Annotated in this window: 12 protein-coding genes; 4 read left to right on the top strand and 8 right to left on the bottom strand. The window is 77.8% G+C overall.

Annotated elements, in window-relative coordinates; translation table 11 throughout:
- Nucleotides 1–161: 161 nt before the first annotated feature.
- A complete protein-coding gene (locus tag OF117_RS09715; RefSeq protein WP_263552626.1) occupies nucleotides 162–1,130 on the bottom strand; it encodes an aldo/keto reductase in 969 nt (322 codons plus the stop codon).
- Between the two features lie 28 nt (nucleotides 1,131–1,158).
- Here OF117_RS09715 and OF117_RS09710 point away from each other — a divergent pair, with 28 nt between their 5' ends.
- Nucleotides 1,159–1,980 (top strand): thioesterase family protein, encoded by an 822-nt coding sequence (locus OF117_RS09710; RefSeq protein WP_263552625.1) that lies wholly within the window; start codon nucleotides 1,159–1,161, stop codon nucleotides 1,978–1,980.
- Nucleotides 1,981–2,038: 58 nt separating this feature from the next.
- Here OF117_RS09710 and OF117_RS09705 read toward each other — a convergent pair whose 3' ends face one another.
- The gene (locus tag OF117_RS09705) at nucleotides 2,039–2,992 is read right to left on the bottom strand and encodes an NAD(P)/FAD-dependent oxidoreductase (RefSeq protein WP_263552624.1); all 954 of its coding nucleotides are present in this window, start codon (nucleotides 2,990–2,992) and stop codon (nucleotides 2,039–2,041) included.
- Nucleotides 2,993–3,080: 88 nt separating this feature from the next.
- On the opposite strand from OF117_RS09705, the gene OF117_RS09700 reads away from it, so the two are divergent.
- Nucleotides 3,081–3,881 (top strand): TrmH family RNA methyltransferase, encoded by an 801-nt coding sequence (locus OF117_RS09700; RefSeq protein WP_263552623.1) that lies wholly within the window; start codon nucleotides 3,081–3,083, stop codon nucleotides 3,879–3,881.
- A gap of 122 nt (nucleotides 3,882–4,003) precedes the next feature.
- On the opposite strand, the gene OF117_RS09695 is transcribed toward OF117_RS09700, so the two are convergent.
- Nucleotides 4,004–4,477 (bottom strand): general stress protein, encoded by a 474-nt coding sequence (locus OF117_RS09695; protein WP_263552622.1) that lies wholly within the window; start codon nucleotides 4,475–4,477, stop codon nucleotides 4,004–4,006.
- Nucleotides 4,478–4,616: 139 nt separating this feature from the next.
- On the bottom strand, nucleotides 4,617–5,531 hold the full coding sequence (sepH, locus tag OF117_RS09690) for a septation protein SepH (protein WP_263552621.1): 915 nt from the start codon (nucleotides 5,529–5,531) through the stop codon (nucleotides 4,617–4,619).
- A 226-nt stretch (nucleotides 5,532–5,757) separates the two neighbouring features.
- On the opposite strand from sepH, the gene OF117_RS09685 reads away from it, so the two are divergent.
- Together OF117_RS09685 and OF117_RS09680 are read left to right on the top strand one after the other, a co-directional pair.
- A complete protein-coding gene (locus OF117_RS09685; RefSeq protein ID WP_263552620.1) occupies nucleotides 5,758–7,707 on the top strand; it encodes a prolyl oligopeptidase family serine peptidase in 1,950 nt (649 codons plus the stop codon).
- On the top strand, nucleotides 7,704–9,185 hold the full coding sequence (locus tag OF117_RS09680) for a circularly permuted type 2 ATP-grasp protein (protein ID WP_263552619.1): 1,482 nt from the start codon (nucleotides 7,704–7,706) through the stop codon (nucleotides 9,183–9,185). Before OF117_RS09685 ends, OF117_RS09680 begins: the two co-directional genes overlap by 4 nt.
- A gap of 3 nt (nucleotides 9,186–9,188) precedes the next feature.
- Here OF117_RS09680 and OF117_RS09675 read toward each other — a convergent pair whose 3' ends face one another.
- Genes OF117_RS09675 through OF117_RS09660 form a run of 4 tightly spaced genes read right to left on the bottom strand, consistent with a single transcriptional unit; the run spans nucleotide 9,189 to nucleotide 13,509 of the window.
- Nucleotides 9,189–9,908 carry a PIG-L family deacetylase gene (locus OF117_RS09675; protein ID WP_263552618.1) on the bottom strand — a complete coding sequence of 240 codons (720 nt, stop codon included), beginning with the start codon at nucleotides 9,906–9,908 and terminating at the stop codon, nucleotides 9,189–9,191.
- Nucleotides 9,909–9,962: 54 nt separating this feature from the next.
- Nucleotides 9,963–11,174: a glycosyltransferase family 4 protein gene (locus OF117_RS09670; protein WP_263552617.1), complete on the bottom strand. Its 1,212-nt coding sequence runs from the start codon at nucleotides 11,172–11,174 to the stop codon at nucleotides 9,963–9,965.
- Nucleotides 11,171–12,025, bottom strand: coding sequence for a sugar phosphate isomerase/epimerase family protein (locus OF117_RS09665; RefSeq protein WP_263552616.1), 855 nt, complete (start codon nucleotides 12,023–12,025; stop codon nucleotides 11,171–11,173). The genes OF117_RS09670 and OF117_RS09665 overlap by 4 nt, the downstream gene beginning before the upstream one ends.
- A complete protein-coding gene (locus tag OF117_RS09660) occupies nucleotides 12,022–13,509 on the bottom strand; it encodes a YcaO-like family protein (RefSeq protein ID WP_263552615.1) in 1,488 nt (495 codons plus the stop codon). The genes OF117_RS09665 and OF117_RS09660 overlap by 4 nt, the downstream gene beginning before the upstream one ends.
- Nucleotides 13,510–13,513: the final 4 nt, after the last annotated feature.

Here is a 13,513-nt window from a genome sequence, read left to right as displayed (position 1 = left end):
GCGACGGGCGGGCTCCGCGCGACCGGGACGGCACCTGGCCGCGGTGGGTCGCGAGCGAGCGGGGGCCCGGAGGGTCCCCCGAGGAGCGACGGGCGGGCTCCGCGCGACCGGGACGGCACCTGGCCGCGGTTGGAGCGCGGAGCGCGACAGATCACACGACCTCACCACGCGTACTCCATCGGCGCCGGCCGGTACCCCGGGAAGATCTGGTCGAGGCGGGTGAGCTGGTCGTCGTCCAGGCGGACCTCGAGCGCGCGCAGGCTGCCCTCGAGCTGCGACATCGTGCGGGGGCCGACGATCGGTGCGGTCACGGCCGGCTGGTGCAGCAGCCAGGCCACCCCGACGTCCGCGGGGGCCCGGCCGATCTCGCGGCAGAAGGCCTCGTACGCCTGCAGCGCGGGGCGGTGGCGCTCGACGAGCTCGCGGTTGCGCTCCGAGCCGCGACGGTCGCCGCCGGACTCCTCGAGCACGCCGGCGAGCAATCCCTGGGCCAGCGGGCTCCACGGGATGATCCCGATGCCGTAGTGCTGGGCGGCGGGCAGCACCTCGAGCTCGACGTGCCGGGTCAGCAGGTTGTAGTGCGACTGCTCGCTGACCAGGCCGGTGAAGGAGCGCTTGGCGGCGGCCTCGTTCGCCGCCGCCAGCTGCCAGCCGGCGTGGTTCGACGACCCGACGTAGAGCACCTTGCCCTGCGCGACCAGCGTCTGGCAGGCCTGCCAGATCTCGTCCCACGGCGTGCGCAGGTCGACGTGGTGGAACTGGTAGAGGTCGATCCAGTCGGTGCGCATCCGGCGCAGCGAGGCGTCGCAGGCCCGGACGAGGTTGCGCGCGGAGAGGAACGTGTCGTTCGGCCAGTCGCTCATCGAGCCGTACACCTTGGTGGCGAGCACGCATTTCTCCCGGCGCTGCCCGCCCTGGGCGAACCAGCTGCCGAGCACCTCCTCGGTGCGGCCCTTGCCGGCGTCGAAGCCGTAGACGTTGGCGGTGTCGAGGAAGTTGACGCCCTCCTCGAGGGCGCGGTCGAGGATCGCGTGCGCGTCGGCCTCCTCGGTCTTCCAGCCGAAGTTCATGGTGCCGAGGCAGAGCCGGCTGACCGACAGGCCGCTGCGTCCCAGGTGCGTGTACTCCACGCCGACCGACCCTGGCACCCTGGGCGACGTGCCGCAGAACGAGCAGCCGGGCAGCGAGTTCGACGCCGCCACGGCCGTCCGGCGGGCCGAGGGCGGTGGGCTGGTCGCCGACCTGCGGCCGGGGTGGGACGTCGGCGACGGCGTGCTCAACGGCGGCTACCTGCTGGCGGTCGTCGCCCGCGCGGCCGTGCTCGACAGCCCCCATCCGCACCCGGTCGCGCTGTCGGCCGGCTACCTGCGCGCGACGCGGTCCGGTCCCGCCACGCTGACGGTCACGCCGGGGCGGGCGGGGCGGACGCTGGCTCACGCGCACGTCGTCCTGGCCGGGGGCGAGGGGCCGTGCCTGTCGGTGCAGACGACGACGGCGACGCTCGGGGCCGACGAGCCGCTGCACGCGGTGCCCCCGCCCGACGCCGCCCCGGTCGAGGACTGCCTCCCGGCGGCCGGGCAGGCGGGCGCTCCGGTCGCCGTCCCCGACGTCGGCATCCGGCACCGGGTGGAGACCCGGCTGGACCCGGCCACCGCCGGGTGGACCGCGGGCCGGCCGTCGGGCGAGCCGGTGGTGCGCGGCTGGGTGCGCCTCGCCGACGGCCGCGACCCCGACCCGTTCGCGCTGATCACCTTCGCCGATTCGCTGCCACCCACCATGTGGGCGATGGGCGTGATCGGCTGGGCGCCCACCGTGCAGCTGCAGGTGCTGGTCCGCGCGCTGCCGGCGCCGGGCTGGTGCCTGGTGGAGGCGCGGGCCGGCGAGGTCGCCGGCGGCTGGCTGGACGAGGACTACCGCATCTGGGACAGCACCGGCCGGCTCGTCGCCCAGAGCCGCCAGCTCGCCCGCGCCCCGCGCTGAAGACCGTGCGGCCGGGACGCCGGCCGGTCGGGGCCGCCGGGCCCCGGCGGCCTCGCGGTCAGCGCAGCTCGGCGGTCAGCGCCCGCCCCAGCGCATCGCCCGACGACCACGCGCTCTCGACCTTCGACGGCGCGTGCCACCCGTCGCCGCACAACCCGACGCCGTCGACCAGGCCGAACGGCTCCTCGCGGGGGTCGGCGGGCTTGGCGAAGGTCCATCGGTGCACCGCCGTCCACTCAGGCGGGGTGTCGATGCCGAGGGCGGCGGTGACCGCGGTGACCACCCCGGGCGCGGCGGCGTCCGGGTCGTCGAGGTGCCGGGCGGCCAGCTCCGGCGTGGTGTGCGCGACGAGCACGGGTGCGCCGTCGCCGCGCCGGTCGCCGTCGTCGGCCACCCACTCGATGTCGGGGGAGTCGTGCACGAAGGCGCCGTGCAGGTCGGCCGGCCAGCGGCGCTCCGGCCAGCCGAGGACGACGGCCAGCGCGGCGTCCCAGCGCTCGGCGGCGACCAGCCGCGCGGCCGGCGAACCAGGGTCGAGCAGTCGGGCGGCCTGCGGACCGGGCATGGCCAGCACGGCGGCCGGCACCGCGTCGCCGTCCACGGCCGGGCCGGCGGTCACCCGCTCCACGGTCCGCTCCTGGACGACGTCGAGCCCGGCGGCGAGGTCCTCGACCAGCGAGCGCAGCCCGCGGGGCGCGCCGTAGCGCAGCGGTCCGGACTTCCGCTCGCGGACGCCGTCCGGCCCCGCGACGGCGAAGGTGTCGGTCCACGGCCGGGCCAGCCCGCGGTCGAGCCAGCCGTCGACGACGGCGGCGAAGACGGAGCCGGGCCGCGCGGTCAGGTAGGAGGCGCCCAGGTCGACGGGGCGGCCGTGCATCGTGCGGGAGGACATCCGCCCGCCCGGCCGTCGTCCACGGTCGAGCACGCGGACGGTGACGCCGGCGTCGGACAGGGCACGGGCGCAGGCCAGCCCGGCGATGCCGGCGCCGACGACGGGAACGGGGGCGTCCATGGGCTCGATCCTGCGGGGCGCGCTCCGGTGCCGCCCGGCGGAGGGGCGCAGGAGGGGCGGCGGGGAGGCGGGGCGGCATCATCGGGCGGTGCCCGTGCCGATCACCGATCCCGCCGACGATCGGCTCGCCGACTTCCGCGACCTGGTGGCGGGGGACCGCCGTCCGGGCACCCCGCGGGGCAGCGGCCCGGTCATCGTCGAGGGCGTGCCCGCCGTGCGGCGGCTGCTGGCCTCGCCGTACCGCGTGCGGGCGGTGCTCGGCGTGCCCGGCCGGCTGGTCGAGCTGGACCTGCCCGAGGGCGTGGCGGCGTTCGAGGCCGACAAGTGGGTGCTGTCGGAGGTGATCGGCTTCCGGCTGACCCGGGGCGTGCTCGCCTCCGCCGACCGCCGCCCGCCCGCGGACGTCGACGCCCTGCTCGCCGGCCCCGACCCGGCCGCGCCGCGGCGGCTCGCCGTCCTCGAGGCGCTCAACGACGCGGAGAACCTGGGCTCCATCGCCCGCTCGGCCGTCGCGCTCGGGATCGACGGGCTGCTGCTCGACCCGCGCTGCGCCGACCCGCTGTACCGGCGGGCGGTGCGGGTGTCGATGGGCCACGTGCTCGCCCTGCCGTTCGCCGTCCTGGCCGACTGGCCGGGTGAGCTCGACCGGTTGCACGCCGCCGGCTACCTGACGGTCGCGCTCACCCCGGCGCCGGACGCCGTCGACCTCGCCGGCGTCGACCCGCGGGCCCACCCGCGGACGGCGGTGCTGCTGGGTGCGGAGGGTCCCGGGCTCACACCGGAGGCTCAGCGGGCGGCGCGGGTGCGGGCGCGGATCCCGATGCGCGAGGGGGTCGACTCGCTCGGGGTCGCCGCGGCCGCCGCCGTCGTCTTCGCGACCCTCCGCTGAGAAAGGACCCCGTTGCCCCCCGCCATGGCCCCGTCCTCCACCTCCGCGACCCTCCGCTGATCGGCCCTCCTGCAGGGTCCCGCCGCGAGCGTGCGAGCGGTGGGGGGCAGGAGGGTCCTCTGTCAGCCGCGGAGGGCGTAGCGGGCGAGGATCTCCCGGGCCTGCTCGGCCTGCGGCGGCGCGCACATGATGTCGTACCGGTTGGCCACGATCCGGCTGGTGCTCGTGAAGTCCCGCTCGCCCCGGGTCGCGGCGTAGCCCATGCCGCCGAACGCGGCGCCGAAGGCCAGGCCGACGAGCAGCCCGGTGAGGATCGAGCCGATCCAGGCGTTGCCGTCGGCGGCGAAGATGCCCAGCAGCAGCCCGACGAACAACCCCCACCAGGCACCGCCGGCCGCGCCGGCGCCCAGCGCGCGGCCCCACGTCAGCCGACCGGTGACGCGTTCGACCATCCGCAGGTCGGACCCGATGATGGTGACGTTCTCGACCGGGAACTTTTGGTCCGACAGGTGGTCGACCGCGGCCTGGGCCTGCTCGTAGCTGTCGAAGGTGCCCACCTGGACGCCGCCCAGCGGCATCGACACCGATGCTGGCACGGTGCTCCCTCCCTCCGTCGTCGGCGGCCGGACGTCGGGGGACCCGGCTGCGCCGTTCCGGGCAGGGCGTACCCGCGCCGCCGGTGCGGATACGCGCCGGAGCGGCGCGAGCCGCGTCACAGCCGCGGACGGCGGGGGTTCAGCGGTGGCGGCGGACGCCGAACACTATGTCCTCCCACGCCGGGATGCGGACGCGGGGATCGTCGTCGTCCGGCTCCTGGCCGCCGCGGCCGAGGACGACGGTGTCGTGCTCGGCGAGCTCGTCGAGGTAGGCCGGGTCGTACGGGTCGGCGGGGGGTCGGGGCGCCGCGGCGTCCGGAGCGGTGTCCCCGGGTGCCGTCCCGGCGCCGGCGTCGTGCTCGGCGGGGTCGTCGGAGTCCGGACCGGTGGGCGCGGCCGGCTCCGACGCCTCGCGCAGCACCGACATCCCGCGGCCGGCGGGCCCCGGGCCGTGCGGGACGTCGGGGACGACGCGCACCAGCCGGGTGCCCTCGGCGAAGTCCATGGTGGCCGCGTCCGACGGGGTGACGGTGCGGGCCTGCACGTCGAGGGTCCAGCAGGCGGTGCCGGCGGACTCACCGGCCCGCCACGCGCCGGTCACCTGCCAGCTGCCGTCGTCGCTGCGGTAGGCGTCCCAGGTGACGTCGTCGACGTCGGTGCCGAGCAGCCGCAGCCGGTCGGACATGAACTGCTCCAGCGCCACCGTCGGGGTGCTCTCGGACAGCCGGACCCGGGCGCTGCGGGCCTGCTCGGCGACCCGGGCGCGCTCCTGCAGCACCGGGTGGGCGAACCGCATGATCCGCTCGACGCTGGTGCCCGATTCGGCGGCGACCTGCTCGGGAGTCCGGCCGGAGCGGATGCGGGCCTGGATCACCCGCGGCGGCAGGTCGTTGCCCAGGCCGACGTCGATCTGCCCGAGCCGACGCGCGTCGCCCCGGGCCGCGGCGCGCAGCCGGTCGTCGACGGGCAGGGTGAGGCGCTCGTCGCCGTCGTCGAGGGCGAGCACCAGGCTCCTGCCGTCGTCGGAGAGGCCCACGAGGCGCACCGAGCGCATGGACACCTCCCCCGACGACTGACCGGACCCGCGGAGAGTCCTCTGCAGCGAGGCTAGCCGGGGCCCCGGACGGCGGCCGGAAGGCTCGCCCGGCGCGGCGCGTTCCGGCCCGCCGCGCGGCTGCCGATTGTCACCGCACGGAGCGGCCCGGTCGCGCGCGGCCAGGACACCTGGACGCAACACGGACACGGCACAGTGGGCGGCCGGAGAGCAGGCGGGAGGGGCGATGACCGGTCCATTGGCGGTGACCGCACCGGCGGCGAACGCGCCCCGGACGGCGGTCGACGCCGGCACCGCGGCGGCGTCCCTGGCGACGGCGCCGCCTGTCGACCTGCGCCCAGGCCTCTCCGACGGCCTGCCCGGCGGCGTCCGCGCGGCCATCGCCGACGTCGCCACCGCGCCGGGGGCCTGGTGCCCCGCCCTCTCGCCCGCGGGCGACCGGATCGCATACGTGACCGACCGGTCGGGGACGCCGCGGCTGGAGGTGGCGCCGCTGGACGGCTCGGCGCCGCCGGCGGTGGTGTCCACCCCCGGGCAGGAGGTCGTCTCGGTCGCCTGGTCGCCCGACGGAGCGGAGCTGGCCTACCTGGTCAGCCCGGGCGGGTCGATCCGCGCCGAGCTGCACGCCGTCCGGCCCGACGGCGGCGCGCCGCGGCTGCTGGCCGGCGGCGATCCGCGGGCCACCGTGTTCGCCGGCGGCTGGACCGCGCCCGGCCGCTACGCCTGCTCGATCGCCGACGGGACGAGCCCGGACGCCGACGTCGTCCTCGTCGACGTCGACGGCGGCGAGCTGCGCACCCTGGCCCGCGGCGGCTTCCTCTCGGTCACCGCGGTGTCGGCCGACGAGCGGACGCTGCTCGCCCGGCGGGGGCCGCGCGGGCACCGCCACGTCGTCCTGGTCGATGTCGCCACCGGCGCCCAGCGCCGGGTCCTGCCGCTCGGCGCGCCGGGCGGGGTGGCCTCGGAGGACGGCCGGTTCGGTCCCGACGGCCGGTCGGTGTACCTGCGCGCGTCGCTGCCCGGCCCGCCGTTCGCCGACCGGGCGGGGCTGGTCGTCGTCCCGCTCGACGCCGACGGGGCGCCCGGCGCGGGACGGGTGCTGCTGTCCCGGCCGGACGCCGACCTCGACGGCTACGCCGTGCGCCCCGACGGCACCGTGCTCGCGGTGTGGACCGTCGACGGGGTCACCGAACTGGCGCTGCACGACGGTGCCACCGGCGCGCTGCTGCGCGAGGTGGCCCTGCCCGAGCCGGTGCTGCCCGGCTGGTCGCTCGCGGCCGACGGGGCGACGCTGGTCGCCGAGCTGACCGGCCCGAAGGCGCCGCGCGCGCTGTGGCGGGTGCCACTGGCCGGTCGCGGCCGGCCGGCGCCGGTGCCGCTGGGGCTGCGCCGCCCCGACCCGGCGCCGCTGGTCGAGCCCGTCCGCTGCACGTACGCCGGCGCGGACGGGCTCCCGCTGGCCGGTTGGCTCTACCGGCCACCGGATGTGCACGGTCCGGCCCGCACCGTGGTCAGCTTCCACGGCGGGCCGGAAGGGCAGGAGCGGCCGGCCTGGTCGCCGGTGGCGCAGTCGCTGGTCGCCGCCGGGCTCACCGTCTTCGCCCCCGACGTGCGGGGCTCGGGCGGCTACGGCCGGGCGTTCGTCAGCGCCGACGACGGTCCCGCGCGCGAGGCCTCCTTCGCCGACGTCCCGGCGACCGTGGCGGCGCTGGTCACCGCGGGCGTCGCCGAGCCGGGCCGGATCGGGGCGCACGGCTGGTCGTACGGCGGCTACCTCACGCTGGTCGCGCTGACCCGCTGGCCCGGCCTGTTCGCCGCCGGCGCGACCCTCGCCGGGATGAGCGACCTGCGCACCTTCTTCGCCGGCACCGAGCCGTGGATGGCCGCGGCGTCGGTCACCGAGTACGGCGACCCGGTCGCCGACGGCGAGCTGCTGGCCCGCCTGTCGCCGATGACGGCGCTCGACCGGGTCACCGCGCCGGTGCTGCTGGCCCACGGCGACCGCGACACCAACGTGCCGGTCGGCGAGTCGGTGCAGGCGCACGGGTCGTTGACGGCCCGCGGAGCGGTCGCCGAGCTGCTGCTGCTGCCGGGAGAGGGCCACACCATCGTGGGACACCCGCACGTCGTGGAGCTGAGCGAGAGGGTCGCGGCCTGGTTCGATACCTGGTTGTGAGTTCCGCCGCCGGGCTGTTCGCGGGCTATCCCGGGTCCGACGCCGACGAGCTGGTCGGTCCGGACGGACGCCTGCGCGCCGGCGGCGAGCTCCTGGGGCCGGTGCTCGAGCGGCTGGGCACCGCCGGGCTGCTGGCTGCCGCCGCCGCGCTGGCCGCGGAGGGCCGGGCGCGCGGGCCGGTGGTCGGCAGCTGGACCGACGGGCAGCGCTCCGAGCGCGTCGTCCCCCTCGACCCCGTGCCCCGGGTGCTGCACGCGGCCGAGTGGGCCCGGCTGGCCGCCGGCGTCGAGCAGCGGCACCGCGCGCTCAACGCCTTCCTCGCCGACGTCTACCGCGCGGCCGGCCGGCGGCGCGGCGACCCCGACCGGGAACCGGGGGTCGTCCGGGCCGGCGTGCTGCCCGGGTGGGTGGTCGCGCACAGCCCGGGTCGCGACCCCGGCGCGGTCGGCCTGGCGTGGACCGGCCAGGCGCGGGCGGCCCTCGCCGCCGTCGACGTCGTGCGCACGGCCGCGGGCACCTGGACGGTCCGCGGCGACTCGCTGCGCGTGCCCTCCGGGCTGGGCCTGGCGCTGTCCGCCCGTGCGCGGGTGCGGGCGGCGGCACCCGAGCTGCTGCCCGCCGCCGTCCGGCCGGCCGATCCGGGCGACGCCGTGCCGCTGCTGGCCGCCGCCCTGGCCGCCACGGCTCCGCCGGCCTGCGCCGGCGAGCCGCGGATCGCCGTGCTCAGCGCCGGCCGCACCGACGGTCACTGGTCCGAGCACCGGCTGCTCGCCGAGGCGCTCGGCGCGCCGCTGGTGCAGGCCGGCGACCTGTGGCCGCGGGTGGACGGCGGCATCGCCGCCACCGTCGATGGCGACCGCCTCCCGGTCGACGTCCTCTACCGCCGCTTCGACGACGCCGAGCTCGGCGCGCACCGGACGCCGGCCGGACCGTCCCTGACCGGGCTGCTCGCCGAGGCGGTGCGCGCCGGCCGGCTCGGGCTGGCGAACGTGCCGGGCAACGCCGTCGCCGACGACGCCGTCGTCCAGTGCTTCGTGCCGGCGATGATCGAGCACTACCTCGGCGAGCGGCCGCTGCTGTCCGGCGCGCCCACCTGGGTGCTGGCCGATCCGGCGCAGTGGGCGCAGGTCCGCGACCGGCTGCACGAGCTGGTCCTGACGCCCCTCGACGCCTACGGGGGCGGCCGGGTGGTGGCCGGACCCGACTGCTCGGCCGCCGAGCTGGCCGAGCTGCAGGCCGAGGTCGCCGCCGCACCGCACCGCTTCGTCGCGCGGGACCCGGTGCGGGCGACGACGCTGCCGACGGTGGTCGACGGGCGCCTGGAGCCGCGCGCGGTCGACCTGCGGGTGCTGTCGGTAGCCACGCCGGACGGCGTGCGCGCGCTGCCGGCGCCGCTGACGCGGGTGGCGGCGGCCGGTTCGCCGGAGACCGACGTGCGCCGCGGCGGCGGCACCAAGGACACCTGGCTGGTGCCCTGAACCTCACCGCGGGAGCAGCGCCAGCGCCCGGGCGTCGGCCAGCAGCGGTTCGCCCACGTCGGCCAGCGCGGCTCGCATCGCGGTCTCGCCGCCGAACTGGAAGCCCAGCTGCGTGGTGTACCGGGCGCACGCGTCGGCGCGGCGGGCGAGGTCCTGGGGCAGCTCGACGGGCGCCAGGCCGGCCGGCAGCTCCGGGCCGGGGCGCGCGCCCGGGTCGCGCAGCACGTACGGGCTGTCGCGCCACCACAGGGTCGGCCGGTCGAGCGCGGCGACCGCGCGCAGCACGAGCAGGTGGTCGACGTGCCCGCCGAGCGCCTGCGGGGCCAGCCACAGGTCGGCGTCCAGGTCGGCGGCGACGGCCGCCAGCCGGGCGGCGAGCCCGGCGGCGGTGCCGGCGTCGTCGGGGTGCACACCGGCGAACAGGTCGGCCGCGCTGGTGTAGCCGCGGTGCGGTGCCTCGGGCAGGTCGAGGTCGACCGGGGTGGCGCCGAGCACGGCCGCGGCGGCCCGGTTCTCCGCCCGGCGCAGCGCCATGTAGTCGACGTCCGGGGGCAGGCCCTTGTCGAGCTGGCAGGCCAGTGCGAAGCCGGCCGGGCCGGGCACGCTCGCGGTGAAGCAGGTGACCAGGGTGACCGCGCAGCCCGCGGCGCCCAGCGCGGCGAGCGTGCCGCCGACCGAGAAGGCGGCGTCGTCCAGGTGCGGGCTGACGGCCAGGACCCGCATCACGGGGCGGGGACCCGCGTCACCGGACCGCTGCCCGCAGCACGGGACGCCGCATCACAGCAGGTGCGCCGCCGCGCGGAACCGGCACGACGGGTCGACGCCCCGGGGTGGCGACCAGCCGAGGTCCGGGGTGGTGCCGGCGAGCTCCCGGTAGACCGCGTCGATGCTGCGGGCCAGCACCGGCCAGGAGTACAGCCGGCGCACCTCCTCCAGCGCGGTCGCCGCCAGCCGGCCGCGCAGCTCCGCGTCCGCGAGCAGCCGGCGCAGCGCCGCGGCCAGCGCCGGGACGTCGCCGGGCTCGTGCAGCAGCCCGTCGACGCCGTCGGCCAGGCAGTCGACGACCCCGACGCTGCACGTGCTGACGATCGGCAGCCCGCTGGCCATGGCCTCGAGCAGGGTGTTGCTGAAGCCCTCGCTGTAGGTGGGGCTGACGAAGACGTCCGCCGTCCGGTAGACCGCCGGCGCCTCCTCGGGCGGCACGTACCCGAGGAACGTGGTGCGACCGTCGGCCCGCGCCTTCGCCTCGTCCAGGTCCGGGCCGATGCCGCTGATCACGAGGCGGACGCCGTCGGGCAGCGCCTCGAGCAGGTCGAGCACCCCCTTGCGGCGGTCGACCCGGCCGTGGAAGAGCAGCACCGGCGGGTCCTGGAGCGCGCCGAGCGGCCGGCCGGGAACCGGGGTGAACCGGGCGGTGTCGGTGGCGCCGGGGACGATGCGGAAGCGCGCCGGGTCGGTGCCGAGGTTGCCGACCACCTCGTCGCGGAAGCTGGCGCTGCCGATGAGCACCGCGTCGGCGGAGTCGAGCACGGTGGTCATCGCGGCCCGGTGGGTGGCGCAGCAGGTGCCGACCCAGTGCCCGTCGCCGCCCTGGATGCTCACCACCGTCGGGACACCGGTCGCCCGGGCGGCCAGGAGCACCGCGAGACCCGGCGGGTAGCCGTACTGGGCGTGCAGCACGTCGAACGGCTCCCGCTCGTGCAGGGCCACGACGGTGCGGACGAGGTCGTCGACGTCGCCCTCGAAGTCGGCCGGGACGACGGTCTCGCCCCGGCTGGGCCGGGCCACGACCCGGACGCCGTCGGGCACCCGGCGGCGCGGGGGCGGGCCGCCGCCGTACACCCGGGTGCCGGCCTCGTCGTCCCGGTACTGGCTGACCATCGTGACGTCGTGGCCGAGCGCGACCAGCTCCCGCAGCAGGTTCTCCGCGTAGACGCTCATGCCGCTGACCGCGGGCCAGTAGCGGCGGCTGACGAAGCAGACCTTCACGACCGCACCCCCGCGGCCTCGGCCGCGCGCAGGGTCGCCATCGCCCGCGGCACCATCTCGTGCGCCCGGTGCCCGTCCCGGGAGAGCTCGAGGGTGACCAGCTGGTCGTAGCCGGCGTCGGCCAGCGCCCGCAGGACGGCGGGCAGGTCGACGTCGCCCTCGTCGAGCGGCAGGTGGTCGTGCACGCCGCGGCGCATGCCCTCGACGGCCACGGTGCCGAGCCGGTCGGCGAACGCGGTCACCGCCTCGTGCGGCGCGTACCGGCCGCTCACCACGCAGTGCCCGGTGTCCAGCGCGAGCGCGATCCCGGGCGCCGCGTGCGCCAGGCGCAGCCAGTCGTCGCAGTCGTCGACCAGCATGCCCGGCTCGGGTTCGACGGCGAGGGCGTAGCCGCGGCCGCCGTGGCTGTCGACCAGCGCGCGCACGCCGTCGACCAGCCAGCCCCACGCCGCCTCGCGGTCGACGTCCCGGGGCACGCCGGCCCAGAAGCTGACCGCCTCGGCGCCCAGCACGCCGGCCAGGTCGCAGGCCCGCCGCAGGAAGCCCAGCCGCCGGGCGCGCCCGTCGGCGTCCCCGGTGACCAGGGTCGGCTCGTGCTTGACCCGCGGGTCCAGCAGGTAGCGCGCGCCGGTCTCGACGACGACGTCCAGGCCCAGCTCGTCGCAGCGGGCCCGGACCTTCTCCGCCTGCGCGACCGCGTCCGGCGCGAACGGGTCGAGGTGCTGCACGTCGAGGGTGAGCGCGACGCCGGCGTAGCCGGTGTCGGCGAGCAGGGCCAGCGCGTCGTCGAGCCGGTGCGAGGTCAGCCCGTTGGTGTTGTAGGCGTAGCGCAGCCTGGGTCCCCCGGTCACCGGGCCAGCACCTCGGCGACGACGTGCCGCCCGGGCTCCCGGTAGAGGGCGTACAGCGGCCCGACCCGGGCGTCGGCGCCGACCCGGTCGAACCAGGCGGGCCCGCCGAGCCGCTCCTCGGCCTCGGCGGTCAGGTGCACCCGGGCCCAGCCGCCGGGGTCGGGCCCGACCGCGGCCAATCCCGTGTCGAAGTCGAGCAGCCGGCGCACGCCGCGCTCGCCGATCCGCCCGTACGACATGGTCTCCACCTCCAGGCCGGGCACGAGCACCTTGGCGGCCACCGCCTCGCCGGCGGAGGGCTGCAGCTCGACCAGCACGTCGTGCCCGGCCGCGTGCAGCCGGGCGACCACCTCCCCGCAGAGGTCGTCGCCGGTCCAGGTGGGCAGGTCGGTCAGCGCGGCCGTGACGCGGTGCGAGAGCACGCTGCCCCGCAGCAGGTCGACCAGCGCGGAGGTGCCCATCCGCGTCCAGCGGAGCATCGCCGCCAGCGCGCGGTCCTCCTCGGCCAGCCGCTCGGGTGGGTGCCCGGCGCGCCACCCGTCCAGGTAGCCCGGGGGCGTGGCCGCGGCGACCAGGTCGAGCGGGCCGTGCATGAAGGCCTTGCGGCTGCGCGCGGCGGCGAACTCGTGCAGCGCCTTGCGGACGGCGGTGTCGCGGTCGGGGTGGGCCGCCTCGCCGCACGCGGTGGCCATCACCGGGACCGGCTCGGAGCCGTCGCGGGAGCAGCCGACGGCGTACACGTCGACCACGCCGAAGGCGGTGCTCGCCAGCTTCACCAGCACGTCGACGCCCGCGGCGTCGAGCCGGTCGAGCAGGGCCAGCGCGTCGGGGTCGGTCAGCCCGTCGAGGTCGACGACGACGCCGCGGTCCATCGCGCGGAAGGTGGTGGCGTTGCCGTCGCGCTGCAGCACCTCCAGGAGCGCGTGCGCGATCGCCCGGTCGGCGTCGAACGCCGCACCCTGGCCGTTGGTGATCACGGTGGTCAGCCAGCCGCCGGGCGGCGGGTCGCCGGGCAGGTCCTGCGGCACCGACGCCACCAGCTCGGCGGGCACGAGCACCCGCTCGCCGTCGCGCAGCCGGGTCATCGGCAGCCACTGCAGCGGCCGGTCGTCGTCGTAGGGGCTGCCGGCCTCCAGGCAGAGGGTCCGCGGGTCGGCCACCCGGTCGGGCCCGTGCTCCCGGCGCAGCTCGGCGTACGAGCCGGTCACCCGGACGGCGCTCGCGTGCGCGCGCACCGAGAGGGCCATCTCCGCCATCTCGCCGAGCGCGCCCGTGCGGGCCTCCTCGGGCGAGGCGCCGTAGCCGAGGCCGCTGCCGCCGGGGTGGGCGGCCGACGCGGGCAGCACCGCGCTGTGCAGCGGCACGTCGACGGCGGGATCGATGCCGGTGACCGGGAACTCCTGCACCCCGGCGGGGAAGGAGGCGAGGTAGCGCTCGGCGGGGGAGGCGGTGGGGTGGCGGTCGGCGGGCGCGACGGCGAGCACGGTC

This window comes from Geodermatophilus sp. YIM 151500 (genome assembly GCF_025716945.1).
Taxonomy (GTDB): domain Bacteria; phylum Actinomycetota; class Actinomycetes; order Mycobacteriales; family Geodermatophilaceae; genus YIM-151500.
The sequence above is the reverse complement of the archived record's forward strand: the minus strand, read 5'-3'. Positions and strand labels throughout refer to the sequence as shown.